At 71.1% G+C, this 24547-nt stretch carries 23 protein-coding genes and 1 pseudogene; 6 read left to right on the plus strand and 18 right to left on the minus strand.

What is annotated here, in order from left to right:
• Positions 1–12 precede the first annotated feature (12 nt).
• Together KGD83_RS25890 and KGD83_RS25895 are read left to right on the plus strand one after the other, a co-directional pair.
• Positions 13–1023, plus strand: a complete 1011-nt coding sequence (locus KGD83_RS25890; RefSeq protein ID WP_212641576.1) for a TIGR03842 family LLM class F420-dependent oxidoreductase — start codon at positions 13–15, stop codon at positions 1021–1023.
• A gap of 371 nt (positions 1024–1394) precedes the next feature.
• Positions 1395–2969 carry an NCS1 family nucleobase:cation symporter-1 gene (locus KGD83_RS25895; protein WP_212641577.1) on the plus strand — a complete coding sequence of 525 codons (1575 nt, stop codon included), beginning with the start codon at positions 1395–1397 and terminating at the stop codon, positions 2967–2969.
• 28 nt (positions 2970–2997) lie between these two features.
• On the opposite strand, the gene KGD83_RS25900 is transcribed toward KGD83_RS25895, so the two are convergent.
• The 3 genes from KGD83_RS25900 to KGD83_RS25910 form a co-directional block, all read right to left on the minus strand.
• Positions 2998–3135 (minus strand): hypothetical protein, encoded by a 138-nt coding sequence (locus tag KGD83_RS25900; RefSeq protein WP_200904164.1) that lies wholly within the window; start codon positions 3133–3135, stop codon positions 2998–3000.
• 127 nt (positions 3136–3262) lie between these two features.
• Positions 3263–4273: a UDP-glucose 4-epimerase GalE gene (gene galE, locus KGD83_RS25905; protein ID WP_212641578.1), complete on the minus strand. Its 1011-nt coding sequence runs from the start codon at positions 4271–4273 to the stop codon at positions 3263–3265.
• A gap of 74 nt (positions 4274–4347) precedes the next feature.
• The gene (locus KGD83_RS25910) at positions 4348–7842 is read right to left on the minus strand and encodes a bifunctional glycosyltransferase/CDP-glycerol:glycerophosphate glycerophosphotransferase (RefSeq protein WP_212641579.1); all 3495 of its coding nucleotides are present in this window, start codon (positions 7840–7842) and stop codon (positions 4348–4350) included.
• Between the two features lie 500 nt (positions 7843–8342).
• On the opposite strand from KGD83_RS25910, the gene KGD83_RS25915 reads away from it, so the two are divergent.
• On the plus strand, positions 8343–9812 hold the full coding sequence (locus tag KGD83_RS25915) for a polysaccharide pyruvyl transferase family protein (RefSeq protein ID WP_212641580.1): 1470 nt from the start codon (positions 8343–8345) through the stop codon (positions 9810–9812).
• Between the two features lie 154 nt (positions 9813–9966).
• Here the strand turns inward: KGD83_RS25915 and KGD83_RS25920 are convergent, their stop codons facing one another.
• Together KGD83_RS25920 and KGD83_RS25925 are read right to left on the minus strand one after the other, a co-directional pair.
• The gene (locus KGD83_RS25920) at positions 9967–10731 is read right to left on the minus strand and encodes a crotonase/enoyl-CoA hydratase family protein (protein ID WP_212641581.1); all 765 of its coding nucleotides are present in this window, start codon (positions 10729–10731) and stop codon (positions 9967–9969) included.
• Positions 10732–10741: 10 nt separating this feature from the next.
• The gene (locus KGD83_RS25925) at positions 10742–11515 is read right to left on the minus strand and encodes an SDR family NAD(P)-dependent oxidoreductase (RefSeq protein WP_212641582.1); all 774 of its coding nucleotides are present in this window, start codon (positions 11513–11515) and stop codon (positions 10742–10744) included.
• A 202-nt stretch (positions 11516–11717) separates the two neighbouring features.
• Here KGD83_RS25925 and KGD83_RS25930 point away from each other — a divergent pair.
• Positions 11718–12301: pseudogene (locus KGD83_RS25930) on the plus strand (Uma2 family endonuclease); the annotation flags it as partial.
• A 76-nt stretch (positions 12302–12377) separates the two neighbouring features.
• On the opposite strand, the gene KGD83_RS25935 reads toward KGD83_RS25930, so the two are convergent.
• From KGD83_RS25935 to KGD83_RS25955, 5 genes are all read right to left on the minus strand, one after another.
• Positions 12378–13406 (minus strand): ROK family glucokinase, encoded by a 1029-nt coding sequence (locus KGD83_RS25935; RefSeq protein ID WP_212641583.1) that lies wholly within the window; start codon positions 13404–13406, stop codon positions 12378–12380.
• Positions 13407–13653: 247 nt separating this feature from the next.
• On the minus strand, positions 13654–14991 hold the full coding sequence (gene glmM, locus KGD83_RS25940) for a phosphoglucosamine mutase (RefSeq protein WP_212641584.1): 1338 nt from the start codon (positions 14989–14991) through the stop codon (positions 13654–13656).
• A 164-nt stretch (positions 14992–15155) separates the two neighbouring features.
• Positions 15156–15665, minus strand: coding sequence for a 30S ribosomal protein S9 (gene rpsI, locus KGD83_RS25945; protein ID WP_017567323.1), 510 nt, complete (start codon positions 15663–15665; stop codon positions 15156–15158).
• A 37-nt stretch (positions 15666–15702) separates the two neighbouring features.
• A complete protein-coding gene (rplM, locus tag KGD83_RS25950) occupies positions 15703–16152 on the minus strand; it encodes a 50S ribosomal protein L13 (protein ID WP_019610106.1) in 450 nt (149 codons plus the stop codon).
• Positions 16153–16788: 636 nt separating this feature from the next.
• Entirely contained in the window at positions 16789–17235 is a 447-nt protein-coding gene (locus tag KGD83_RS25955; RefSeq protein WP_212641585.1) for a hypothetical protein, read from the minus strand.
• A 336-nt stretch (positions 17236–17571) separates the two neighbouring features.
• On the opposite strand from KGD83_RS25955, the gene KGD83_RS25960 reads away from it, so the two are divergent.
• Entirely contained in the window at positions 17572–18516 is a 945-nt protein-coding gene (locus tag KGD83_RS25960; protein ID WP_212641586.1) for a hypothetical protein, read from the plus strand.
• Positions 18517–18651: 135 nt separating this feature from the next.
• Complete coding sequence (locus tag KGD83_RS25965) at positions 18652–19350, plus strand: NUDIX hydrolase N-terminal domain-containing protein (protein ID WP_212644614.1); 699 nt, start codon at positions 18652–18654, stop codon at positions 19348–19350.
• Positions 19351–19540: 190 nt separating this feature from the next.
• Here the strand turns inward: KGD83_RS25965 and truA are convergent, their stop codons facing one another.
• The 8 genes from truA to KGD83_RS26005 form a co-directional block, all read right to left on the minus strand.
• Positions 19541–20380 carry a tRNA pseudouridine(38-40) synthase TruA gene (truA, locus tag KGD83_RS25970; protein ID WP_212641587.1) on the minus strand — a complete coding sequence of 280 codons (840 nt, stop codon included), beginning with the start codon at positions 20378–20380 and terminating at the stop codon, positions 19541–19543.
• A 114-nt stretch (positions 20381–20494) separates the two neighbouring features.
• A complete protein-coding gene (gene rplQ / locus KGD83_RS25975; RefSeq protein ID WP_212641588.1) occupies positions 20495–21037 on the minus strand; it encodes a 50S ribosomal protein L17 in 543 nt (180 codons plus the stop codon).
• A gap of 70 nt (positions 21038–21107) precedes the next feature.
• On the minus strand, positions 21108–22130 hold the full coding sequence (locus KGD83_RS25980) for a DNA-directed RNA polymerase subunit alpha (protein ID WP_013156139.1): 1023 nt from the start codon (positions 22128–22130) through the stop codon (positions 21108–21110).
• A 173-nt stretch (positions 22131–22303) separates the two neighbouring features.
• Positions 22304–22708, minus strand: coding sequence for a 30S ribosomal protein S11 (rpsK, locus tag KGD83_RS25985; RefSeq protein ID WP_013156138.1), 405 nt, complete (start codon positions 22706–22708; stop codon positions 22304–22306).
• Positions 22709–22779: 71 nt separating this feature from the next.
• Entirely contained in the window at positions 22780–23160 is a 381-nt protein-coding gene (gene rpsM, locus KGD83_RS25990) for a 30S ribosomal protein S13 (RefSeq protein WP_047869971.1), read from the minus strand.
• A 220-nt stretch (positions 23161–23380) separates the two neighbouring features.
• The gene (rpmJ, locus tag KGD83_RS25995) at positions 23381–23494 is read right to left on the minus strand and encodes a 50S ribosomal protein L36 (RefSeq protein ID WP_013156136.1); all 114 of its coding nucleotides are present in this window, start codon (positions 23492–23494) and stop codon (positions 23381–23383) included.
• A 47-nt stretch (positions 23495–23541) separates the two neighbouring features.
• A complete protein-coding gene (gene infA / locus KGD83_RS26000; RefSeq protein ID WP_013156135.1) occupies positions 23542–23763 on the minus strand; it encodes a translation initiation factor IF-1 in 222 nt (73 codons plus the stop codon).
• Between the two features lie 300 nt (positions 23764–24063).
• On the minus strand, positions 24064–24528 hold the full coding sequence (locus KGD83_RS26005) for a DUF1707 SHOCT-like domain-containing protein (RefSeq protein ID WP_212641589.1): 465 nt from the start codon (positions 24526–24528) through the stop codon (positions 24064–24066).
• Positions 24529–24547: the final 19 nt, after the last annotated feature.

Raw genomic sequence — 24547 nt, forward strand, 5'->3', positions numbered from 1 at the left:
AGAGGGCAGCACATGGACATCGGACTCGTCCTCCAGACCGACCCGCCCGCCGACCTGCTGGTCGAGCGGATGGTCCGCGCGGAGGGGTACGGCTTCACCCACGGGTGGACCTTCGACTCGGTCGTGCTCTGGCAGGAGCCCTTCGTCGTCTACAGCCGGATCCTGGAGCACACCAGCGGCCTGGTCGTGGGGCCCATGGTGACCAACCCGGGCACGCGCGCCTGGGAGGTGACCGCCTCGCTGTTCGCCACCCTGAACGACATGTTCGGCAACCGCACGGTGTGCGGGATCGGCCGGGGCGACTCGGCCGTGCGGGTGGCGGGCCGCCGTCCCGCCACCCTGGAACGCCTGTCCCGGGCGATGCGCGCGATCAAGGACCTGGCCGAGGGCCGGGAGGCCGACGTGGACGGCGCGGCCCTGCGCCTGCCGTGGGTGCGCGACGGCGCCCTGCCCGTGTGGATGGGCGCCTACGGGCCCCGGGCCCTGGAGCTGGCGGGCCGCCAGGCGGACGGTTTCATCCTCCAACTGGCCGACCCCTACCTGACCGAGTGGATGGTCAGGGCGGTGCGCACGGCCGCGGCCGACGCCGGGCGCGACCCCGACGCGGTGACGGTGTGCGCGGCGGCGCCCGCATACGTCACCGACGGCTCCGAGCGGGGGCTGGCCCACGCTCGGGAGCAGTGCCGCTGGTTCGGCGGGATGGTGGGCAACCACGCGGCCGACCTGGTCGCCCGCTACGGCGACTCCTCAAACGCGGTCCCGCGGGAGCTGACCGACTACGTCAGGGCCCGGCGGGGCTACGACTACAGCCACCACGGCCGGGCGGACAACCCCGACACCGCGTTCGTCCCGGACGCCATCGTCGACCGGTTCTGCCTGGTCGGTCCGGTGGAGGAGCACGTGCGGAAGCTGGAGCGGCTCCGCGAGGCGGGCGTGGACCAGTTCGCGGTGTACGCGATGCACGACGACGTGGACGGTGTCATCGACGCCTACGGGCGCCACGTCGTCCCGGCCGTGTCCTGACCCGCGCCGCGGGGCCGCCGGGGCGCGGGCGACCGCGCCGTGGCGGCACCGCCCTCGTGGCGGGGAGCGGGAGGGGGCCGGGAGCCGGAAGGCCGCGGCCCGGGACCGGCGCACCGGTCGGGGACGGCCCGTAAGGGACGGCGTCCGGGCCCGGTCCCCGGCCGCACGGGGGCGTCCCTTCGGGGCGGACGGTCCGGTGGTAACCCTCCCGACCCGCCCGCGACACCTGTGCGCCTTGTGACGTGCGAGGATATTCGGCGGCCCGGAACGAATCCGGACTTTTCGCCGCGCTTCCAGGGGTTCCCCCGGTGGGCCCGGCAGCGCTTCGCATCCCCCGCCCTCCCCGTCCGCCCACCGAGACCAGGTGACCCGTGACCCACAGCCCGACCCCGCCGGTACCCGCCGCCGTCACCCACCCCGACGGCCGGGTGTCCCTCGCCGAGGGGACCGCCCTGCCCGAGGGGCCCTACGTCAACGCCGACCTCCAGCCCGTCCCGATGTCCCGGCGCACCTGGGGCACCGGCAGCTTCGGCGCCCTGTGGGTGAGCATGTCGGTCAGCATCCCGGCCTGGACCCTGGCCAGCGGCCTGATCGCGGCGGGCATGGACTGGCGCCAGGCCATGCTCGCCGTGGTCCTGGGCAATCTCGTCGTCCTGCTGCCCATGGTGCTGACCGGCCACGCGGGCGCCAGGTACGGCGTCCCGTTCCCCGTGTTCGCGCGCGCCTCCTTCGGCCTGCGCGGCGCCAACCTGCCCGCGCTGCTGCGCGGCGCGGTCGCCTGCGGCTGGTACGGCATCCAGACCTGGGTCGGCGGCCAGGGGGTCTACGTCCTGCTCGGGCGGCTGCTCGGCGACGGGTGGACGGGGGCGGCGGCGCTGGGCGGCCAGCCGTGGACGCTGTGGCTGTCCTTCGGCCTGTTCTGGGTCGCCCAGCTCGCGATCATCCTGTGGGGCATGGAGGGCGTGCGCCGGACCCAGGTGTGGGCCGCGCCGCTGATGATCCTCGGCGGCGTCGCGCTGCTGGCCTGGATGGCCGTGGAGGCCGGGGGCCTGGGCCCGATGCTGTCCCTGGACTCGGGCGAGCCCCTGGACTGGGGGCCCTCCTTCTGGGCGCTGTTCTTCCCGTCGCTGATGGGCGTGATCGGCTACTGGGCGACCCTGACACTCAACATCAGCGACTTCACGCGCTTCTCGTCCTCCCAGCGCGCCCAGGTGGTGGGCCAGTCGCTGGGGCTGCCCACCACGATGACGCTGTTCTCGCTGCTGGCCGTCATGGTCACGGCGGGCACCGCGGCCGTCTACGGCGAACCCCTGTGGAACCCGATCGACGTCGTGGCGCGGATGGACAGCGGGATCGGCCTGCTCTTCGCGGTCTTCGTCGTGCTGCTGGCCACGGTCTCCACCAACATCGCGGCCAACCTGGTCGGTCCGGCCTACGACCTGTCCAACCTCAGACCGCAGTTGATCAGCTTCCGCGCCGGGGCGATCACCACCTGCGTGCTCAGCGTGCTGATCATGCCGTGGCGGCTGCTGGAGAACGAGAGCGTCTACATCTTCACCTGGCTGGGCACGGTGGGCGGCCTCCTGGGCACCGTGGCGGGCATCCTGCTCGCCGACTACTGGCTGCTGCGCCGCACGCGGATGAACCTGCCCGCGCTGTACGAACGCGGCTCGGAGTACTGGTACCGGCACGGGTGGAACTGGCGCGCCCTGGTGGCCTTCGGCGTCGGCTCGGTGCTGGCCGTGGGCGGTTCGCACTCCCCCGAGGGCTCGGGCCCCTTCCCGGCCGAGGGCCTGATCCCGTTCCTGGCCCCGCTGGCGGACTACGGATGGCTCGTGGGGCTGGCCAGCGGCCTGCTGCTGCACTGGGGTCTGGGCGTGCTCCTGCCCCACCGCGACGCCGGGGAGCGGGCCGCGAGGAGGGCGCAGGAGGCCTCCGCCGGCTGACCGGGGCCTCGCGTCGGGCCCTTCGGGGTCAGTCCCGCCGGGTCCGCTCCTCGTGGGCGGACCCGGCCCTCGGCGGGAGCCCGACGCCGAAGGCGCCCTCGTCGTCGTAGAAGTGCTCTTCGCCTTCCTCGTACTCTTCGAGCTCTTCGTCCCAGTCGTGTTCCATGCCCGGCTCCGCCCTTCCTTCGGCATCGTCTCGTCGACGCTCGGCGCTCGGAGAAGGTCGTCCCGACGGCGGGGCGCACCGGAGGCCGGGGAGCGCGGAGGACGGCCTCACTCCGCGCTCCGCGGCGTCACCTGTAGCCGTCGGGGTTGGCCGACTGCCAGCGCCAGGCGTCGGCGCAGGCCTCGGCCACCGTGTGCTCGGCCTTCCAGCCCAGTTCGCGGTTGGCCAGCCCCGGGTCCGCGAAGCAGGTGGCGATGTCGCCGTCGCGGCGCGGCCCCACCCGGAAGGGGATGGTGCGGCCGCAGGCCGACTCGAAGGCGCGGATCGCCTCCATGACGGAGGTGCCCGTCCCCGTACCCAGGTTGAAGGCCCTGAGCCCCTTCTGCGAGGCCAGGTGGTCGAGCGCCGCGACGTGCCCCCGGGCCAGGTCCACCACGTGCAGGTAGTCCCGGACCCCCGTGCCGTCCTCTGTGTCGTAGTCGTCGCCGAAGACGGTCAGCTCGGGCAGCCTGCCCGCGGCGACCTTGGAGATGTAGGGGAAGAGGTTGTTGGGGATGTCGTTGGGGTCCTCCCCGATGAGGCCGCTGGGGTGGGCGCCGACCGGGTTGAAGTACCTCAGCACGGTGATCCGCCAGTCGGGCGCGCTCACCGCGAGGTCCTCCAGGATCCTCTCGCCGAACAGCTTGGTCGCACCGTAGGGGTTGGTCACCCGCAGCGCGCTGCCCTCGGTGATCGGCACCGTTTCGGGGTCGCCGTAGACGGTGGCCGAGGAGCTGAACACCAGGTCGCGCACCCCGACGCGGTCCATCGCCTCGGCGAGCGTGAACAGGGCGTCCAGGTTGTTGCGGTAGTACCGCAGCGGCTGGCTGACGGACTCCCCCACCGCCTTGAGCCCGGCGAAGTGCACCACGGCCTCGATGCCGTGCTCCACCAGGGCGCGCTCGACGACGCCGTGCTCGGTGCAGTCGCCGCGCACGAACGGGATCCGCGCGCCGGTGATCCTCTCGACCCGGCGCACCGCCTCCTCGCTGCTGTTGACCAGGTTGTCCAGGACGACCACCTGGTGCCCGCGCGCGACCAGCTCGACCGCCGTGTGGGAGCCGATGTACCCGGCTCCTCCGGTGAGCAGAATCCTCAAGGCCCTCTTCACCCTCCCTGTCGCGGGGCCGCGCCGGACGGCACGGCCCCTGCCTTCCCCCGAACCCGTCCGGTTCAGAGGAGCTCGCCGAAGACCTGCTCGACCACCCGGGCCGCGGCCTTGCCGTCGTCCAGGGGGCAGAACTGGTTCACGAAGGCCTCGTACCGCTCCCTGTGGGCCTCCTGGACCCCGTCGATGTCGCGGATCGAGTCGATGACCTCGTCGGAGGTGCGCAGCAGCGGGCCCGGGGCGGTCTCGGCGAAGTCGAAGTAGAACCCGCGCAGGCTGTCGCGGTACTCCTCCAGGTCGTAGGTGAAGAACAGCATCGGTCGGCCGGTGTTGGCGAAGTCGAACATCAGCGACGAGTAGTCGGTGATGAGGATGTCCGTGACCAGGAACAGCTCCTGGATCTCGGGGTAGGCCGAGACGTCGAAGACGAAGTCCTTGCCCACGTTCGGCACCCGGTCGACGATGTTCGGGTGCCTGCGGAACAGCAGCACGTGGTCGTCGCCGAGGGCGTCGTACAGCCGCCGCAGGTCCAGGTGCAGGTCCAGCTTGTACTTGCCGACGGAGTAGAACTTGTCGTCGCGCCAGGTGGGGGCGTACAGGATGACCTTCTTGCCCTCCGGCAGACCCAGGCGCTCGCGGACCGCCTCCGTCACCGCCTCGCGCTCGGGGCGGTGGAAGATGTCGTTGCGCGGGTAGCCGGTCTCCAGGATCTCGTTCTCGAAGCCGAAGGCGCGGCGCAGGATCGGCGTCGCCCAGGGGCTCGGGGAGACCAGGTAGTCCCACTGGTTGGTCTCGTGCCGGAGCCGGTCGTGGTAGTTGCGGCCCGCGAACTGGACGTGCTCGATGTCGAAGCCGATGCGCTTGAGCATCGACCCGTGCCAGGTCTGCACGATCTTCTGCCCGGGCTGCTTCTCGAACCACATGGGCAGGTGGGCGTTGGAGACGATGAACTCCGAGCGCGCCAGCGCCTCGAAGTACTCGCGGCTCGTGTGCCGGACCTCGGTCAGCCCCGGGGGCAGCGTGATCTGGCGGTTGCGCACCATCCACGACATCGGCGTCTCCACACCGCGCCGCCGCAGCTCCTCGTACATGTCCCGCGGGCTGTCGGAGAACTGCTTGCCGGTGTAGCTGTCGAAGACGATGCCCGGCTGCACCGGCTTGCGGCGCAGCTTGGGGTAGACCTCCTCGCGCAGGACCTGCTGCGCGTAGGACCCCTGCTCCTCCGGACGCAGCACCGAGCCCAGGCGCAGCACGGGCCATCCGCGGCCGTCCGGCTTGAGCTCCAGGTCGAAGCCGCCCTCCTTCTCGGGGGCGGGGAACTTGGCGGTGCGCAGCTCCTGGGAGAAGCCGACCCGGCGGTCGTCCCACTGGTTGTCGCCGGTGGCGGTGCGCAGCAGGAAGCGGTAGTTGCCGGGCGTGAGGGGCACCTTCGTGCCGAAGTTGGGGATCGCGGTGGGCGGGACGGAGGCCGAGAACCGGCCGTCCGCGGCCTCCACCGGGAACAGGTGCTCCTCCATCCGGCCGACGGCCTTGACCACCAGGGAGAGCTCTCCCGTGGAGGTCTCGGGGAAGTCGCCCCGCAGGTCGAGGACGTCGTCGTCCCAGGAGACGGCGGTGAGCAGGGGCTGGGGCCGCTCCACACGGACCCTGGTCCGCCCGGCGAAGTCGGGGAGCACCCGCACGCTCAGGCCGGAGTGCGCGTAGCGGCCCTCGGAGCCGTCCTCGGCGAAGGGGATCCACCGGGAGCGGCCGGAGCCGTCCCGGAGGTGGACCGACCAGTCCTCGTAGGGGTCGCTGCCCGCGATCGCGTCCCGGTCCTGGTAGCCGTCGGTGAGGGCGGCAAGGTCGGCGAGCACGCGCACGGACTCGCCGTCGGTCTCCACCTTCGCGGGGACCTCGACGTCGCCGGGGAAGCGCTGGACGTAGGCGCTCAGGCCCTCGGTCGGGGTTCCCGCCGCCCGTCCGCTCAGGACCAGGGAGGAGCCCTCGAGGGCGGAGCCGTCGAGGACGACGGCCGGGCGCTCGACGGTCAGGCGCAGCTCGAAGTCGTCCACCCAGTGCGGGCGGGCCCACACGCCCGGCCGGACCTGCTCGGGGCCGAGCATCCGGACGTCGGCCGCGGCGGGCTTCTTGAGGCGGTCCACACGGCGGAAGCCGCGGTTGACCACGCCCAGCTCCACGTACCAGTCGCCCTCGTCCCCCAGCTCGGCGGGGTCGATGACGATCCGGTAGCCGCCCCAGTCCTTGCGGGAGGTGGCCACCGTCGGGGCGAGCCGGAACTCGTTGGCCTGGTGCGTGGTCGTGTTCAGCCGCACGCGCCTGCCGTCCTCGGCGTTGACCGCCCAGGCGCGGACCTGCTGCTGGAGGCGCTTGTTGGGCCGCAGGTACTTCAGGCAGACCCGGCCCCCGACCACCAGCTTGCCGTCGACCCAGGCGAGTTCCTCGGCCTTCTGACGGAGCTTGAGCTCCGAGCGCACGCGGTAGACCGAGCGCGGCACGCCCTGGGCGGGGTCGTCCTTGAACGGGTAGTCCGCGTAGTAGCGGATCCCGTGCCGGACGATCTTGGCCTTCTTGTGCTCGGCGCTCTTGTTGAAGACGATGACCTCGCGCAGCTGCTCGACCTTGCGCTGCCGGATGAGGTGCCACTTGAGGCGCTCGATGGCGGGGAGGTCGCGCAGCACCTTGTCGTCGACCTGGTCCAGGTAGGCGTTGCCGAGCTCGACGAGCCTCCGCGTGAAGTCCGCGTCGGCCCGGTCGAGCACCTGGAGGAAGAGGCGCAGGTCGCTGCCGAGCGCGACCGCGTCCCACCGGCGCTTCTGGAGGGGCGGCTGGTTCTCCCTGAGGAAGTCGCTGACCTTGGTGACCGCGCTGACGCGGTCCTCCAGTGCCTGGGGGCGCAGCCGGTCCTGGGTGATGGACTTGTCGTCGCTGGGGCGCTCGCGCCAGAGGTAGACGGGCGCGGAGAGCACGTCCACCGACTCGGCGAGGAAGTGCAGGGGAATGGCCACGGGGATGTCCTCGTGCAGGACGCCGACGGGGAAGGTCATCCCGTGCTTGTCCCAGAAGGAGCGGCGCCAGACCTTGTTGGTGGCCAGCCGGTCGACCAGGAGCGTGTCCTCGCGCGTGATGTGCGTGCCGGTCTTCGCGGTGCGGAAGATCCTGCGGTGCATGGGCGACTGGCGCGTGCCCAGCTCGTTGAGGCGGTGGACGTTGCCGCTGGAGAAGTCCGAGCCGCTCCTGCGCAGGCTCTCCAGGTGGTAGCCGAACGCGTAGGACGGGATCACGTCGTCGCTGTCCACGAAGGTGATGAAGTCGCCGCGCGCGTGCTCGATGCCGGTGTTGCGGGCGGCGCCCAGGCCGCCGTTCTCCTGCTGGATCAGCCGGAAGCGGGGGTCCTGCTCGGCGTACCGGGCCGCGATGGCCGCGCTGCCGTCCGGGGACCCGTCGTCCACCATCACGACCTCGAGATCGTCCCATGTCTGCACCTGAAGGGAGCGCAGGCACTCGTCGAGATACCTCTCGACGTTGTAGATGGGGACGACGACACTGAGTGCGACCACAAATGACTCCAAGGCTCCGCGGATCCGGACACACCCGTCGCACAGCGGAGGTCGCGCCAGCGCGCGCCCGGTCTACCGGGTGTGGGGGGAGGGTGGATCAGGCTCCCGCTCCTGTCGGCCCGCAGAGACGGAACGACCGACAGGACAGGACAAGGTGGGCAAAGTAGATCCCAGGTTAACGCATGACGCCAAGACACCCGTAACCGTGTGAACCAACCCTCACCCGCTGGAACGACGCACAAGGAGCACCACAGGTTCACCCTCCCTTTCCAATTTGATCATGACCCAGGTCACCCCCTCCGATTCACCGCAATTCACCCGCACTTCACAGCCCGTCTTCACTGGACACACGGGAATAAGAGTAAAGCGTGATCCCCCGATCACCTTGCGCAACTGTCACAGCGGCAAGAGAAGCACGACTATGATCGGACCAATTCACTGCTTCAAGGCTGAACCGAAATCTTGCCAGCCACATCCCCCTCTTGATTGATCGGCTTCCCATGACACGAATCCTCCTGCGTTCGAGCAAGTCCCCTCTCGAAGCGGCGTCCGCCGAGGAAACCCTCCAGCGGAAGATCGGCGGCCAGAACCTCGGCAACCTGGTTTTCAGCGACTCGGCCTACAAGATGCTCGATGTCCCGGGTACCGAGATCACCACGACCGGCTTCGGAACTCCGATGCCCGTCCCCGAGCAGGTGAACGAGGAGTACGACTACCTCGTCCTCCCCTTCGCCAACGCCTTCCGGCCGGCCTTCCGCAGGGAACTCGATCTCTGGACCGACCTCATCGAGAAGCTGACCATCCCTGTCATGGTCCTCAGCGTGGGAGCACAGTCCTCACTGGACTACGACCTCGAACGTATGAGCCCGTTGGACGCAACGGTCAGGCGCTTCGCCTCAGCGGTCCTGGACCGCGCTCCCTCCCTCGGCGTCCGGGGCGAGTTCACCCAGCGCTACCTCAACCACCTCGGCTTCAAGGACGTCGAGGTCATCGGCTGTCCGTCGATGTTCCGCTACGGCCGGTCCCTTTCCGTGGAGAAGACGGACTCAGTGCTCGGCACCGACGCCAGGATCGGGATGTCCACGACCGCCGGGACCATGGGTGACCTGGGGCAGGTCGTCATGGACAACTACCGGCGCTACCCGAACCTGAGGTACATCGCGCAGGACATCCCCGAACTGGAGACGCTGTACTGGGGCGACACCTCGCGAGCGGCTGGTCAGCACAGGCAGATGCCCGTGCTGCGCAGCCACCCGCTCTTCGAGGAGAACCGTGTCCGCCTCCACCTGGACCCGATCACCTGGATCAGGGAACTGGGAGGCTACGACTTCGTGTTCGGCACCCGCATCCACGGGAACGTCGTCTCGCTTTTGGCCGGAACACCCGCCGTAGTGATGTGTCACGATTCGCGCACCCTGGAACTCAGCCGGTATTTCGAGATTCCACACCGCAGGATGACCGAGCCTCCCGAAGAGTTCGACGCCGCGAAACTGTACGAGCAGGCTGACTACACAGCGCTCGTCAAAGGACACGATGAACGCTTCGAGCGGATGATGGGATACGTCGAAAAGCACGGGCTACCCCACATCTTCCAGTCCGACCAGGACGGGGGAGCAGCGTTCGAGCAGCGCATCAACAGTATCGAGTTCACTCCGGCGATCGAGGCCTGGTCCGACGAGGACGGCGGACTCGGCTACCGGATGGGGTGGCTCCGGGAGAGCGTGCGCAGCCTCAGCCACGAGCAGCAGAAATCCCAGAAGCAGCAGGCCGCCCTGGAGAAGCAGGTCACACGGCTGAACAAGCAGCAGGCCTCCCTCGAGAAACGACAGGCCGCCCTGGAGAAGCAGGTCACACGGCTGAACAAACGCCTGAGCGCGGTGGAGAAGGAGGCCAAGATGACGCTCTACCGGCGCGTGCGCAGGGCCGGAGGGCGCACTCTACGCCGCGTCGGTCTACGCAACCCGTCCTGAGGTCGGCCTTCGCCTCCGGAGTCGCTTAACACCGTCGGCTGGTCTCGGCCCCATCACACCGATGTGGTTGCGAGCACAGTATCGGCCTGGATCGAGACACGTCGGTACCTGTTCCGGTCACGACACCCCGCAGAGGCCGCGCGGCGTCCGGGGCCTACTCGCCCCTCCACACGGGGGCGCGCTTCTCGGCGAAGGCCGCCGCGCCCTCCATGGCGTCGTGGCTGACGAACACGGGGCCCGTCAGCTCGTTCTGCTTCTCCCACATCCGCTCGGTGGACCAGTCATCGGAGGAGGTGATGACCTCCTTGGACACCCGCACCGCCAGCGGGCCGTTGGCCGTGATGCGGGCCGCGAGCTCGCGTGCGCCCTCCAGGGCCCCACCACTGGCGGTGACCCGGTTGACCAGCCCGAGCTCGGCCAGGCGCGGGGCCTCGACGAAGTCGCCGGTCAGGGCGAACTCCATCGCGATGTTGCGCGGAATGCGGTGCTGGAGGCGCAGCAGGCCGCCCGCACCGGCGACCAGGCCGCGCTTGACCTCGGGGATGCCGAACCTGGCGTCCTCGGCGGCCACGACCAGGTCGCAGGCGAGCACGGCCTCGAACCCGCCCGCGAGGGCGTACCCCTCCACGGCGGCGATCAGCGGCTTGCGCGGCGGGCGCTCGGCGAAGCCGCCGAACCCGCGGCCCTCCACCAGCGGGACCTCGCCCCGCATGAAGGCCTTGAGGTCCATCCCGGCGCAGAAGGTGCCGCCCGCGCCGGTGATGACGCCGACGGTCAGGTCCTTGCGCGCGTCGAGGTCGTCGAGCGCCTCGGCGACGCGTGCGGCGACCGCGGCGTTGACCGCGTTCCTGGCCTGGGGCCGGTTGATGGTGATGACGGCGACGCCGTCCTCGGCGGTGTAGAGAACCTCGTCGGACACGGTGCCCTCCCTACTTCGGCGGCATGCGCAGCGCGCCGTCGATGCGGACGACCTCGCCGTTGACGTAGCTGATCTCCAGCAGTGCCCGGGCGAGGCGGCCGAACTCCTCAGCGGTGCCCAGGCGCTTGGGGAAGGGCACCGGCGCGGCCAGGCGCTGCTTGAACTCCTCGGCGGCCTCGCCCTCGCCGTAGATGGGCGTCTCCAGGATGCCGGGGGCGATGGTGTTGACCGTGATGCCGACGGCCGCGAGGTCGCGGGCGGCCGGGAGGGTCATGCCGATGACGCCGCCCTTGGAGGAGGAGTAGGCGATCTGGCCGATCTGCCCCTCGATGCCCGCGAGGGAGGCGGTGTTGACGATGGAGCCGCGCTCGCCGTCCTCGTTGACCGGCTCCGTTCTGGCGATCTCGGCCGCGGACAGGCGCAGCACGTTGAAGGTGCCGATGAGGTTGACCTGGATGACCTTCTGGTAGCTGTCCAGGTCGTGGGGGTTTCCACTGCGGTCGACGGTGCGGGTGGCCCAGCCGATGCCCGCGCAGGACACGGCCGCCCGGAAGGGTTTGCCGGTGTCGACGGCGGCCCGGACCGCGGCCTTGACCTGGTCCTCCTGGGAGACGTCGGTGCGCACGAAGACACCGCCGATCTCCTTGGCGACCGCCTCACCGCGCTCGGCGTTGAGGTCGGCGACGACGACGGTCGCGCCCGCGGAGGCGAGCTCCCTGGCGGTGGCCTCACCCAGGCCACTCGCGCCGCCCGAGACGAGGGCGGAGATTGCGTTGAGATCCATGGCGGCACTCTACAGAGGATGCGACCTCCGCACTAGAACCAAGTTCGGTTAATTGCGGGTAGCCCCTCTGAGCAGGCCTTTCGCCCGGAATCCGGAGTCCTTCACGGAACTCCGGTGAACCGTCGTCACGGAGCGCTACCGTCCCGTCATGGCGATGACGACCGCATTAGCATGGGCTCAGGAATCGACCCGGGAGGTTTCGATGACCGCTGAGCCGCTCCCCGACTGGTTCATGCCCACGCCCGGCGGCTGGACCGCCGACGACATGGACAATCTTCCCCCGGGAGAGCCCCGGATGGAACTCATCGACGGAGCCCTTGTCTTGCTTTCCCCCAGACCCGATTCCACGCCAAGGTCGTGATCCGCCTCGCGGCCCGTCTGGAGGAAGCGGCGCCTCCCAACGTCGACGTCCTCTCGGAAATGACCATGAAGCTCGGCAAGCGCCAACGCCCGGAGCCCGATCTCGTCGTCTACGAGTTCGCGGAGGGAGCCGAGGAGCGCCTCGACTGGTACCAGGCCACCCACGTCCCTCCCGAAGATGCACTCCTCACGGTGGAGATCGTGTCCGAGGAGTCCCAGGACCGGGATCGCTCCACCAAACCGCTCGAGTACGCGCAGGCGGGTATCCCGCATTTCTGGCGGATAGAGCACGAGGAGAACGGGCCCGCTGTCTACGTCTACGAGTTGGACGGCACGAAGGAACCCCGCCACATCCCTGTCACCGTCGCTCGAGAACGCCTCAAGCTGGACCTGCCGTTCCCGATCGGCATCGACGTGAGGGCGCTTCCCGCTAGGTCCCGCGCAACGCGGCGCGCGGCACGCTCCGGCCGCGCGCCTGCGCTCCCGACGGGACCGACCGGCCCTAACTCCTGCCGAAACGCCCCAGGCGGCGCTGTCGGCGCCGCTGGTGCCACCGGGGCAGCGCCTCCCGGGCCAGGTCCGCGGCGCCGATGAGGCCCGCCTCGTTGCCCAGCTCGGCCGCCGCCACCCGGGCTTCGGGACGGTAGCCGCGCCCGGTGAGGTTGCGGCCGAACGCCTCCCTCGCGGGGTCCAGCAGCAGCTCCCCCGCTTCGGACACACCACCGCCCACGATGAACAGCTCCGGGTCGAACGCCGCGGCCAGGTTGGCCAGGCCCGAGCCCAGCCACTGCCCGGCCTCGCGCATCAGCTCCACGCACGCGCGGTCGCCCTTGCGTGCCAGCTCGCTGACCAGCGGCCCGGTGATCTGGGCGGCGTCGCCGCCCACCGCCTGGTGCAGGGCGTCCGCCACCGGCGACTGCGAGGCCACCAGCTCCCGCGCCTCCCGCGTCAGCGCGTTGCCGCTGGCGTACTGCTCCCAGCAGCCCCGGTTCCCGCACTCGCAGCGGTGTCCGCCCGGCACCACGGTCATGTGCCCGAACTCCCCGGCCAGTCCGTACCGGCCCCGGTGCAGGTTCCCGTCGAGCACGACCGCGCCGCCGATGCCCGTGCCCAGGTTCACCACCACGACGTCGTCCACGCCCCGGCCCGCCCCGGCGCGCACCTCGGCCCAGGCGGAGGCGTTCGCGTCGTTCTCCACCACCACTGGCAGCCCCAGCCGCAGGGCCAGGGCCTCGCGCAGCGGCTCCCGGCGCCAGGACAGGTGCGGGGCGAACAGCACGTTGGCCCGCCGCTCGTCGACGAAACCGGCGGCGCCCACTCCCACGGCGCGCACCCGGAACTCCCGGCGCAGCTCACGCACCACCGAGACGATCGTGTCCTCCACGACCGCGGGGCTCTTGCTGCGCTCGGGGGTCTCCGTGCGCAGCCGGGCCAGGATGCGCCCGCCGGGCGTCACCACACCGGCGGCCACCTTCGTCCCTCCGATGTCCACCCCGATCGTCAGGGCGTGCCCGTACCGCGTGTCCGCCACCGTGACCAACTCCACCGCCTCGGACCCGCGCTCCGCGGGTCAGCCACACATGAGAACGCGCACCCGGCCGTCCGCGTGCCCGGGTGCGCGCAAAAGGGGTTCGGTTGCCGACGGGGTCCCGGAGGCGTCGGACGCGCGGTCGCGAGGAGCGAGCCGTCGCACGCGGGACGCCACCGTGCCCGCCTCCCCCCGGCACCCGCCTCCGGGACACCCGGACACGGGGCGGAGGCCCGAAGGAACCCCGTCCTCAGCCGAGCGCGGAGCGCACCACGGCGGCCAACCGCTCGGCCACCGCGGTGGCCTGCTCCTGCTCGGGCGCCTCGACCATGACCCTGACCTTGGGCTCGGTCCCGCTGGGCCGGATCAGCACCCGGCCGGTCTCGCCCAGCTCCTCCTCGGCCTCGCGCACGGCCGCCGCGAGCTCCGCGGAGTCCTTCGCGCGGGCCTTGTCCACGTCGGGCACGTTGACGAGCACCTGCGGCAGGCGGGTCATCACCTTGGCCAGCTCCGCCAGGCCCTGCTCGCGGTGGGCCATCGCGGCCAGCAGGTGCAGGCCGGTCAGGACACCGTCGCCCGTGGTGGCGTGCTCCAGCAGGATCACGTGCCCGGACTGCTCGCCGCCCAGTCCGAACCCGCCGCGCTTCATCTCCTCCAGCACGTAGCGGTCGCCCACCGCGGTCTCCACCACGGTGATGCCCTCGCGCTCCATCGCCAGCTTCAGGCCCAGGTTGGACATGACCGTGACCACGAGCGTGTCCTGGGCGAGCCTGCCCTCCTCCTTGGCCTCGGTGGCCAGGATCGCCAGGATCTGGTCGCCGTCCACCACTCGGCCCTCGGCGTCCACGGCCAGGCAGCGGTCGGCGTCGCCGTCGTTGGCGATACCGGCGTCCGCGCCGTGCAGGCGGACCGCCTCCTGGAGCACCTCCAGGTGGGTGGAGCCGCACCCGTCGTTGATGTTGTGGCCGTCCGGCCGGTCACCGATCGCCACGACCTCCGCGCCCGCGCGGCGCAGGGCCTCGGGCGCGACCAGGGCGGAGGCGCCGTTGGCGCAGTCCACCACGACCTTGAGGCCCTTGAGGCTGTGGGGCACCGAGGCCAGTACGTGCTCGACGTAGCGCTCGGCGCCGTCGCCGGCGTCGGTGACCCGGCCGACGAGGTCGCCCACGGCGGGGGTGGAGGGCACGCCGAGCATGCCCTCGATCTCCTCCTCCAGGGCGTCCTCCAGCTTCTGGCCGCCCCGCGCGAAGAACTTGATGCCGTTGTCGGGGGCCGGGTTGTGGCTGGCGGAGAGCATCACGCCGAAGTCGGCGCCGAGCGCGCCGGTCAGGTAGGCGACGGCGGGGGTGGGCAGCACACCCACGCGCACCACGTCCACGCCGGTGCTGGCCAGGCCCGCGACGACGGCGGCCTCGAGGAACTCGCCGGAGGCGCGCGGGTCGCGGCCCACCACGGCCTTGGGCCGCGCCCCGTCGCCGCCGCGGGTCAGCACCCGCGCCGCCGCGACGGACAGCTCCAGCGCGAGGGCGGCGGTCAGGTCCCGACCGGCGACACCGCGTACACCATCTGTTCCGAACAGCCGAGCCACAGGCGGACAGCCCCTTTCGAAGACGGCGCCGGGTCGCGGCGCCGGTGGAGTAGCGAGGGTGGCCCAGACAAGCCACCGGAAAAACCGAAGGCCCGTACGCCGTCCCGGTGGAGGGAACGGCGTACGGGCCGGAGCTCAGCCGAGCGGGTGCCGGCGCATGAGCACTAGCGCTTGGAGAACTGGGGAGCCTTGCGCGCCTTCTTGAGACCGGCCTTCTTGCGCTCCACCTCGCGGGCGTCGCGGGTCAGGAAACCGGCCTTCTTGAGGGTCGGGCGGTTGTTCTCCGGGTCCAGGGACGCCAGCGCACGGGCGATGCCGTGGCGCAGGGCGCCGGCCTGGCCGCTGGTGCCGCCGCCGTCGAGACGGGCGAAGACGTCGTAGGCGCCGTCGAACCCGAGGGAGACGAACGGCTCCTTGATGGTCTGCTGGTGGACCTTGTCCGGGAAGTACGCCTCAAGCGACTTGCCGTTGACCTTCCACTCGCCCGCGCCGGGGGCGATGCGGACACGGGCGACGGCCTGCTTGCGTCGACCGGTGCCGGCGCTGGGGCCGGACGCGGTGGGGACGTAGGCGGCGGCGTTCTCGTCGGACTCGCTGGTGTACTCGGAGGGGAACTCCTCCGGGTTCTCCACGTACTCCTGCTCGACGTCTTCGATGCCGGTGGGCTCGACCACGGTTCTCCTCGTGCTCTCTGTAAAAGTCTGCGAACGCCTAGGCGGGCTGCTCGATCTTGGTGATTTCGAACGCAACCGGCTGCTGGGCCTGGTGCGGGTGCTCCGGACCGGCGTACACCTTGAGCTTCTTGGCCATCTGGCGGCCCAGGGAGCCCTTGGGGAGCATGCCCTTGACGGCCTTCTCGATGGCCCGCTCGGGGTTCTTCTCCAGCAGGTCGGCGTAGGAGACGGAGCGCAGGCCGCCCGGGTAGCCGGAGTGGCGGTAGGCGCGCTTCTGCTCCAGCTTCTTGCCGGTCAGGGCGACCTTGTCGGCGTTCACGACGATCACGAAGTCGCCGGTGTCGATGTGGGGCGCGTAGTACGGCTTGTGCTTGCCCCGAAGCAGCGTGGCAACCTGGCTCGCCATACGCCCGAGCACGAGATCGGTAGCGTCGACAACGTGCCACTGACGCTGGACATCGTTTGGTTTGGGGCTGTATGTGCGCACGATCGTTTGCCTTCGCTCTTCAGTCGGCTGCCCCATCCCGTGCGGGGATGGGGGACTCGTATACACACCCGCGGTTGCGGGGGCGTCTGGCCGGATATCCCGTGCCATGTCACAGGACTCTCCGAATGGTGAGTGCGCAGACGATGGTGCGTGGATCGGCGCCCGGCGATCGGGGCCCACGGCAACTCAACGCACAACGACGGAATATCCTACCTGGCCACCGCCGCGCAGGTCAAAGCCAGCGGCGGGGCGGACCGGCCGGACCGCGCTCGGCGGGGAAAACACCGGCACGGGGTCACATCCGTGACCTCTCCGTCTTTTATTATGCCCGTTGCCGGGAGTGCTTCGTCCTGTTCCCGCCCCCGCGTTGGCTACGCTTGCACCGAAAGGCCGGTCTGCTCCCGTGATGACGGGCACCGACACGGCCTTGGAGACGCCCGTCACGGTCGCCGAAACCACGGGAACCCGGAACGGACGGCACCGCGCGGCCCAGGCCACGTGCCGGTGGACCGCGGCCCAGTCCCACCCCCAGAGCCCTCGGAGACTCCCATCAGTACCCATCCGAACCAGCCACAGTACGGTCCCGACGGCAGACCCGTCGGACCGGAGGCCGGTGACGGCCAGGACCTGCTCGGGTCAGCGCCCTCCCACGCCGAGGGCCAGCATCCCACATCGGGGCCACAGCAGACACATGGCGCGCCCCCGCCCGACCAGCATCCCCCGTACCAGCAGCACCACCACTCCCCCACACAGCAGAGTGGCCCCCAGATCCCGCCGTACGGACAGGGCGGCCAGCAGCACGGCTACCCCGGCGGCGCCCGTCAGGACCTCCACGGCGGCCCGAGCGGCCCGCAGGCCCCGCCCCAGCCCCCGATCGGCCCGCAGGGTCCCCAGAACCCGCAGTACGGCCAGGGCGGACTCCCCCAGGGCGTGCCCGGCTACCCCGGCGGCCAGGCGGGCACGCCCACCGGCGGACAGGCCCCTCAGCGCCCGGAGCAGCCCCGGCAGGGCACCGGCGGCCAGCAGGCGCCCGTGCACCCCGGACAGCCGCCCCAGGGCACCGGCGGCCAGTTCCCGCCGCACGGGGCCCCCACCGGCGGCCAGGCGCCGATGCAGGCGCCCACCGGCGGACACCCCTCGCACCAGGCCCCCACCGGCGGCCACCCGAACATGGGCCAGCACCCGGGCCCGCACGCGCCCCCCGGACCGAGCACCGCCCCGGGTCGGCCCGGCCAGCCCGCTCAACCCATCCCGCCCGGAGCCCTCCCGCCCGGCGCCCCCGTGCCGCCGCACGCCCCCGGCCAGCGTCCCGGGCCCCAGGGCCCCGTCCCGGGGTTCCCTCCCGGCGCGCAGGGCGTGCCACAGGGCCGTCCCGGCGCTCCCGGCCACCCCGGAGCGCCCGTCGGCCCTCCCCCTGGCATGCCTCCCGGTTCGGCGCCCCCGACCGCCCAGCAGGCCTTCCAGGGCCCGCCGCAGCCCCCCGCCGCGCTCCCGGCGCCCGGCCGGGAGGAGCCCGTGTTCCCCCCGGACGCCATGGGCGCCACGCAGCACATCAGCCCCGTCCCCGCCTCGCCCGGCGGCCGTCCCCTGTTCCGGGACGAGGTCCCCGACGACGCCGGTGTGGACACCGCGCAGTTCGACGCACAGGGGATCGACGACTACGACGACTACGACGGCTACGACGACGACCGGTACGGTGACGGCGGCGCGGACGCGCGCGCCCGCAAGCGCCGGATCATGATGATCGCCGGTTTCGCCGCGCTGCTCGTCCTCGCGGGCGGCGGAACGTTCTTCCTCGCCACCAGCATGGGCTCGGGGGGCGCGAGCGCCGCGACCGTCGCCGACGAGGCCGACGACCCGGGCGCGCTCGACGCGGAGGCCCTCTTCCCCGGGAGCTTGGAGGTCGAGGGCCAGGGCACGTTCACCCGCGTGGCCGTCGAGGACACCGAGGACTGCGCCGCCGGAGCCCACGGCGACTACGGCCAGGTGCTCGCCGACAACGAGTGCCGCCAGATGGTGCGCGCCTCCTACCTCAGCGAGGACGAGGGCCACGCGGTGACCGTGGGCGTGGCCGCCATGCCCACCGGCGAGGAGGCGACCACCGCGTTGGAGGCCCAGGACCTGGTGGCCGCGCAGTGGTTCGCCGGTCTGCCCGGCGAGGAGGGCAGCCCCGCCGAGCGCCTGGGCCACTCCGGCGGCCACGGCAGCAGCGGCCAGTGGGGCCGTTACCTGCTCTTCTCCCTGGCGGCCAACAGCGACGGCACCGACGAGGGCGGCGAGAGCGAGTCCGCCACCGAGCTGCGCGCCATCAGCGAGGGCTTCCTCCAGGAGGCCCACACCGGCCTCAGCGAGAACCGCGGCTGAGCGGTAGACAGCACCAGTGGGGGCACCCGGCGACCGGGTGCCCCCTCTTCGTGTACGCGGACGGGTTCCGTCGGCGTCCGCGGCGGGCAGGAGTCCCGGCGGGCCGGTCCGCGAGCCCCGGAGGAGGGTGTGACGATGACGGAACCCGCCGAACGGATCCGGCGCATCGCGATGGAGCTGACGGCGCAGTCGGAGTCGGGGCTGGCGTACAGCACCAACGAGTTCGACATCGGGCGGTTCCACCGCGTCGGCGCCCTGGCCCGCGACCTGATGCAGACGGTGGCGGCCGGAGAGCTCCCCGGGTACGAGCGCGAAGTGGCCTCGGCCGCCGGTTACACCACCCCCAAGCTCGACGTGCGCGGCGGCGTCTTCGACCCCTCCGGCCGGGTCCTCCTCGTCCGCGAGATCTCGGACGGCCACCGCTGGACCCTGCCCGGAGGGTGGTGCGACGTCCTGGAGAGCCCCAGGCAGGCGATCGAACGCGAGGTCCGCGAGGAGGCGGGGCTGGCCGTGCGGGCGGTCCACCTCGCCGGGGTCCTCGACCGCCACCTGTGGCCCCACGTGCCGGTCTACGACCGCCACATCTACAAGCTCCTGTTCGTGTGCGCGCCGCTGGCCGACCGCGACCCCGCCTCCGGCGGTACCGAGACGGGCAGCCCCGCCTTCGGCAGCGACGGGACCAGCGACCGCGCCTTCAGCAGCACCGAGACCAGCGCCAGAGCATGGTTCGACGTGGACGACCTCCCCGAGCTGTCGGTGTCGCGGGTGCTGCCCGAGCAGATCGCACTGCTGCACCGGCACTGGGCCGACCCGGGACCGGCACACGTGGACTGAAGGGTGCGGGGGGACCGAAGGGCGCGGGAGGCTTCCGGCGGCCGGCGCCCCTCCGTTCGTCCACAGGCCGGATTCCGCGCCTCCGCGGAGCCCGGGGCGGCTCTAACCTGGTAAAGGGGGGTTTCCCACCCCCGCCGCCTCGTGCTGCCCGCGCCCTCGGAGCTCCCGCGGCCCCGGGACCACGGCCTCCTCAGGCCGAGTGGCCCCGGCACGGCAGCTCCCGCACGCGGCGGGTCGCCGAGGCGCGCACGGCCAGCTCCTCGTCGGCCGGGTAGCGCACCTCCTCCAAACTGAGCCCCTGCGGCCCCACCACGTGCACCGACGAGTCCCGCGTACCGGCGCCGAGCACCTTCCCCGGCCAGTCCACGTCCCTGCGCCCGTCGCCCACCGCCAGGAGCGCGCCCACGAGCGCGCGCACCATGTTGTGGCAGAACGCGTCCGCCTGGATCGTCCCGTGCAGCAGGTGCTCGTCCACCCGGGCCCACTCCAGGCGCAGCAGCTCCCGGATCGTCGTCGCGCCCTCGCGCTTCTTGCAGAACGCCGCGAAGTCGTGCTCGCCCACCAGGCGCTCCGCCGCCGCGTTCATCCGGTCCACGTCCAGCGGGCCGCGGTGCCACAGCACGTCCCGCCGCAGCAGCGGGTCCACCCCGTAGGGCGCGTCGCTCACCCGGTACAGGTACCGCCGGAACAGCGGCGAGAACCGGGCGTCGAACCCGGGCGGCGCCAACCGCGCCGCGCGCACCCGCACGTCCTTGGGCAGCACCCCGGCCAGGCGCCGGAGCACGCGCTCACCCTCGCTCTCCCACGTCCGCGCGGGGATGTCGGCCTGCGCCACCTGCCCCCGCGCGTGCACACCGGCGTCCGTGCGCCCCGCGCACGTCAGCGACACCTCCGGCAGGCGCAGCACCCGCGCCAGCGACGCCTCCAGCTCGCCCTGAACCGTGCGCCGGCCCGGCTGCGCGGCCCACCCGGAGAAGTCCGTGCCGTCGTAGGCCACGTCCAGCCGCACCCGGACCGTCGTCTCGTCCATTACCCGCCACTCCTCCGCGTCCACGAAAAAGACGAGTGCCCGACCCCCGCGGGGATCGGGCACTCGCCGAGCGGTGCGTGCGCGGGGCGCGTCGGCGCCCCCGCGCCCCGCACGCTACTTGTCGTCAGCCGGGCCCTCCGCCTGGGCCGTCTCGTCGGCCTTGGCGGTCTGGTCGGAGGTGGTGTCCTCCGCCGGCTGGTCACCGGCCTCGTCCGCCACGGCGGTCGCGTCGGCCTTGGGCTCCTCGGCCTCGGGCTCCTGCGCGGCGGGCTGGGCGGCCGGGGCGGCGGTCTGGGCGCTCAGGGCCTCGACCAGCTCGATCACGGCCATCGGGGCGTTGTCGCCCTTGCGCGGACCGATCTTGGTGATCCGGGTGTAGCCACCGGGACGGTTCTCGTAGCGCGGGCCGATCTCGGTGAAGAGCTCGTGCACGACGGCCTTGTCCGTGATCTTGGTCAGGACCTGGCGGCGGGCGTGCAGGTCACCGCGCTTGCCGAGGGTGATCAGCTTCTCCGCGTACGGGCGCAGGCGCTTGGCCTTGGCCTCGGTGGTGCGGATGCGGCCGTGCTGGAACAGCGAGGTGGCGAGGTTCGCCAGGATGTGCCGCTCGTGAGCGGGCCCGGAACCCAGACGGGCGCCCTTGGTAGGCGTGGGCATGGTGTCGTTCTCCTAGTGATGCGGTCCGCGGCCGCACTCGGCCGGGGACCATGTGGGCGACGAAGGTCGGTTAGTACTGCTCCGTCTCGACGAAGGACTCGCCCTCGTCGTCCTCGGAGCTGTAGGAGTCGGCCGCCGAGCTGGGGTCGAATCCGGGCGGGGAGTCCTTCAGCGACAGGCCCATGTCGACGAGCTTCTGCTTGACCTCGTCGATGGACTTGGCACCGAAGTTGCGGATGTCCAACAGGTCCTGCTCGGAGCGGGCAACCAGCTCACCGACGCTGTGGATGCCCTCACGCTTGAGGCAGTTGTAGGACCGGACCGTGAGGTTGAGGTCCTCGATCGGCAGCGCCAGGTCCGCCGCCAGGGCGGCGTCCGTGGGCGACGGGCCCATGTCGATGCCCTCGGCGTCGACGTTGAGCTCACGCGCCAGACCGAACAGCTCGACCAGGGTCTTGCCCGCGCTGGCGACCGCGTCACGGGGACGGATGGCCGGCTTGGTCTCGATGTCGACGATCAGGCGGTCGAAGTCGGTGCGCTGCTCGACACGGGTGGCCTCGACCTTGTAGGTCACACGCAGGACCGGGGAGTAGATGGAGTCGATCGGGATGCGGCCGATCTCCTGTCCCGCCTGCTTGTTCTGCGTCGCCGAGACGTAACCGCGGCCGCGCTCGACCGTCAGCTCCATCTCCAGCTTGCCCTTGCCGTTGAGCGTGGCGATGTGCAGGTCGGGGTTGTGCACCTCGACACCGGCCGGCGGAGCGATGTCCGCGGCGGTCACCACACCGGGGCCCTGCTTGCGCAGGTACATCAGCACCGGCTCGTCGTGCTCGGAGCTGACGACCAGGCCCTTGAGGTTGAGGATCATCTCGGTGACGTCCTCCTTGACACCGGGCACGGTGGTGAACTCGTGCTCGACGCCCTCGATGCGGATGCTCGTGACAGCCGCGCCGGGGATGGAGGACAGCAGGGTGCGCCGAAGCGAGTTGCCGATGGTGTAGCCGAAGCCCGGCTCCAGCGGCTCGATGACGAACTTCGAGCGCAGGTCCGAGGAGGCTTCCTCGGTGAGCGTGGGACGCTGTGCGATCAACATGGTCCGTGTCTTCCCTTCCACATGGCCGCCCGCTATTTGACGGCCACCCGGCGGACACCACATCGGTGTCCGCTACTCGGATTCCTACCCCGTCCGCGCGGTCCCCTCGCAGGGGAGCCCGCGGAACCAGGCGCGGCGCCCGCGCGGGTAGGTGCGCGGGCGCCGGTGCGGGATCAGACCCGGCGGCGCTTGGGCGGACGGCAGCCGTTGTGCGGAACCGGCGTCACGTCCTGGATGGAGCCGACCTCCAGCCCGGTCGCCTGGAGCGAGCGGATGGCGGTCTCCCGGCCCGAGCCCGGGCCCTTCACGAAGACGTCCACCTTGCGGACGCCGTGCTCCTGGGCGCGGCGGGCAGCGGCCTCGGCGGCCATCTGCGCGGCGTAGGGGGTCGACTTGCGCGAACCCTTGAAGCCCACCTGGCCGGAGCTGGCCCACGAGATCACGGCACCGGTCGGGTCGGTGATGCTCACGATCGTGTTGTTGAACGTGCTCTTGATGTGAGCGTGCCCGTGGACAATGTTCTTCTTTTCCTTGCGGCGCACCTTGCGCGCGGCACCCTGACGGCCCTTAGGCGGCATGAGCGAAACTCCCAGAGATCATCGGTCCGTTGTCGTTCCCGGACGCGTGTTTACAGTCCAGTCCGAGCGGACTACTTCTTACCGGCCTTCTTCTTACCGGCCACGGTCTTCTTCTTGCCCTTGCGGGTGCGCGCGTTGGTCTGCGTGCGCTGACCGCGGACCGGGAGCCCACGGCGGTGGCGGATGCCCTGGTAGCTACCGATCTCCATCTTGCGGCGGATGTCGCCCTGCACCTCACGGCGCAGGTCACCCTCGACCTGGTAGTTGGAGCCGATCCACTCGCGCAGCTTGACGAGGTCTTCCTCGGACAGCTCGTAGACGCGCGTGTTGCCGTCGACGCCGGTGCTCTTCAGGGTCTCCAGGGCGCGGGTGCGCCCGATCCCGAAGATGTACGTGAGAGCGATCTCCACCCGCTTGTCGCGGGGAAGGTCAACGCCTTCGATACGTGCCATGTGGGCGAGACTCCTAATGCCCTATGCGGAGGTCTGGCCCGTTCCACCCTCTCGTCGCCCAATCGACGAGGCCCCGGCCTCCGACCGGGGGTGGCTCCCGCGCCGCACTGGCTGCGGGAGTCGGAACAGGTTTTCGTTGTGTCGTGCGCCCGGTGCGGTGCTGGCGCACCGGCCGGGCCGATCGCGGTGTGTGAAGCCGCGGCGAGCGGAGCGGGGGTGACTAACCCTGGCGCTGCTTGTGCCGCGGGTCCGAGCAAATGACCATGATCCGGCCGTTACGGCGGATCACGCGGCACTTCGCGCAGATCTTCTTCACGCTCGGCTTGACCTTCATGGTGACTCCGAACTCATACTCTCCCGGGCCGCGAGGCCCGTGAGGGGCTACTTGTAGCGGTAAACGATGCGCCCGCGCGTGAGGTCGTACGGGCTCAGCTCCACGACGACGCGGTCGTCGGGGAGAATACGGATGTAGTTCATCCGCATCTTGCCGCTGATGTGGGCAAGGACCTGGTGCCCGTTGTCGAGCTCTACCTTGAACATAGCGTTGGGTAGGGACTCGACAACGGAACCCTCGATCTCGATGGCGCCGTCTTTCTTGGCCATGTCCTTCCACGCCTCGCTCATCGTTTGGTTGATCAGGACAACCCGACGCGACCCCAGTGGCCCCGCATGACGCTACGGCCCCGGCAACGGCGGATGGCCGTCACCGACGCCGAGGGACACTGGAAGTTCAGGCCAACTGCAAAAGGCGAACGTCGGTTGGAGGACGTGGCGCGAAGAAGGCAGACTGACCCAACAGCCCGCGTATGGGCATGGACAGTCTATCCCCTTCCGGCAAGTGCTCCTAACCGCCGAACGGAGCACCCTACCGCACCGGAACACGGGCGGGCGCGGACCTTCGCCCTAGGGCGCCCCGTCGCCATCGGAGTGGTACTTCTGCCCGGCCAGGACCCCCACGGTCACCACGCCCATCACGATGCCCCACGGCCCCATGACCCACAGGAACCACGGGTAGTCGTAGTCGGTGGTGAGGAACAGGATCAGCCAGATGACGAAGCAGAGGACGTTGACCCCCGCGTAGAGGGCCCACGGCACCATCAGCACAGGGTCGCGCATGCTGATCGCAGGGGCCACCGCGAACTCCTCGTCCCGGGAGGCGGCCCCGCGGATGTCGGCGAGGTCGCGCTCGGGGAGGTCGTTGGTGACCGTGGCCAGCTCACCGGTGGTCCTGGCCTTGTAGACGCGGCCGAGGCGGTCGGTGAACTCCTCGTGGTCCAGCCGCCCCTGGGCGAAGTGCTCCTGGAGGAGCTGGGCCACGCGGTCGCGTTCCGCGTCGGACGTTCGTATCGACGGCACCGGGTCGGACACTGCGCGCACCTCGCATCTT

The sequence above is a fragment of the Nocardiopsis akebiae genome (assembly GCF_018316795.1).
GTDB lineage: Bacteria > Actinomycetota > Actinomycetes > Streptosporangiales > Streptosporangiaceae > Nocardiopsis > Nocardiopsis dassonvillei.

What these genes read in the sequence shown, in the direction of transcription:
- KGD83_RS25915 (WP_212641580.1), top strand. Translation starts at nt 8,343, where the DNA reads ATGACACGAATCCTCCTGCGTTCGAGCAAGTCCCCTCTCGAAGCGGCG.
- rpmJ (WP_013156136.1), bottom strand. Translation starts at nt 23,494, where the DNA reads ATGAAGGTCAAGCCGAGCGTGAAGAAGATCTGCGCGAAGTGCCGCGTG.
- KGD83_RS25980 (WP_013156139.1), bottom strand. Translation starts at nt 22,130, where the DNA reads ATGTTGATCGCACAGCGTCCCACGCTCACCGAGGAAGCCTCCTCGGAC.
- KGD83_RS25925 (WP_212641582.1), bottom strand. Translation starts at nt 11,515, where the DNA reads ATGGATCTCAACGCAATCTCCGCCCTCGTCTCGGGCGGCGCGAGTGGC.
- KGD83_RS25890 (WP_212641576.1), top strand. Translation starts at nt 13, where the DNA reads ATGGACATCGGACTCGTCCTCCAGACCGACCCGCCCGCCGACCTGCTG.
- truA (WP_212641587.1), bottom strand. Translation starts at nt 20,380, where the DNA reads ATGGACGAGACGACGGTCCGGGTGCGGCTGGACGTGGCCTACGACGGC.
- rplQ (WP_212641588.1), bottom strand. Translation starts at nt 21,037, where the DNA reads ATGCCCACGCCTACCAAGGGCGCCCGTCTGGGTTCCGGGCCCGCTCAC.
- KGD83_RS25900 (WP_200904164.1), bottom strand. Translation starts at nt 3,135, where the DNA reads ATGGAACACGACTGGGACGAAGAGCTCGAAGAGTACGAGGAAGGCGAA.
- rpsK (WP_013156138.1), bottom strand. Translation starts at nt 22,708, where the DNA reads ATGCCGCCTAAGGGCCGTCAGGGTGCCGCGCGCAAGGTGCGCCGCAAG.
- infA (WP_013156135.1), bottom strand. Translation starts at nt 23,763, where the DNA reads ATGGCCAAGAAAGACGGCGCCATCGAGATCGAGGGTTCCGTTGTCGAG.
- KGD83_RS25965 (WP_212644614.1), top strand. Translation starts at nt 18,652, where the DNA reads ATGACGGAACCCGCCGAACGGATCCGGCGCATCGCGATGGAGCTGACG.
- KGD83_RS25960 (WP_212641586.1), top strand. Translation starts at nt 17,572, where the DNA reads ATGCCTCCCGGTTCGGCGCCCCCGACCGCCCAGCAGGCCTTCCAGGGC.
- rpsM (WP_047869971.1), bottom strand. Translation starts at nt 23,160, where the DNA reads ATGGCACGTATCGAAGGCGTTGACCTTCCCCGCGACAAGCGGGTGGAG.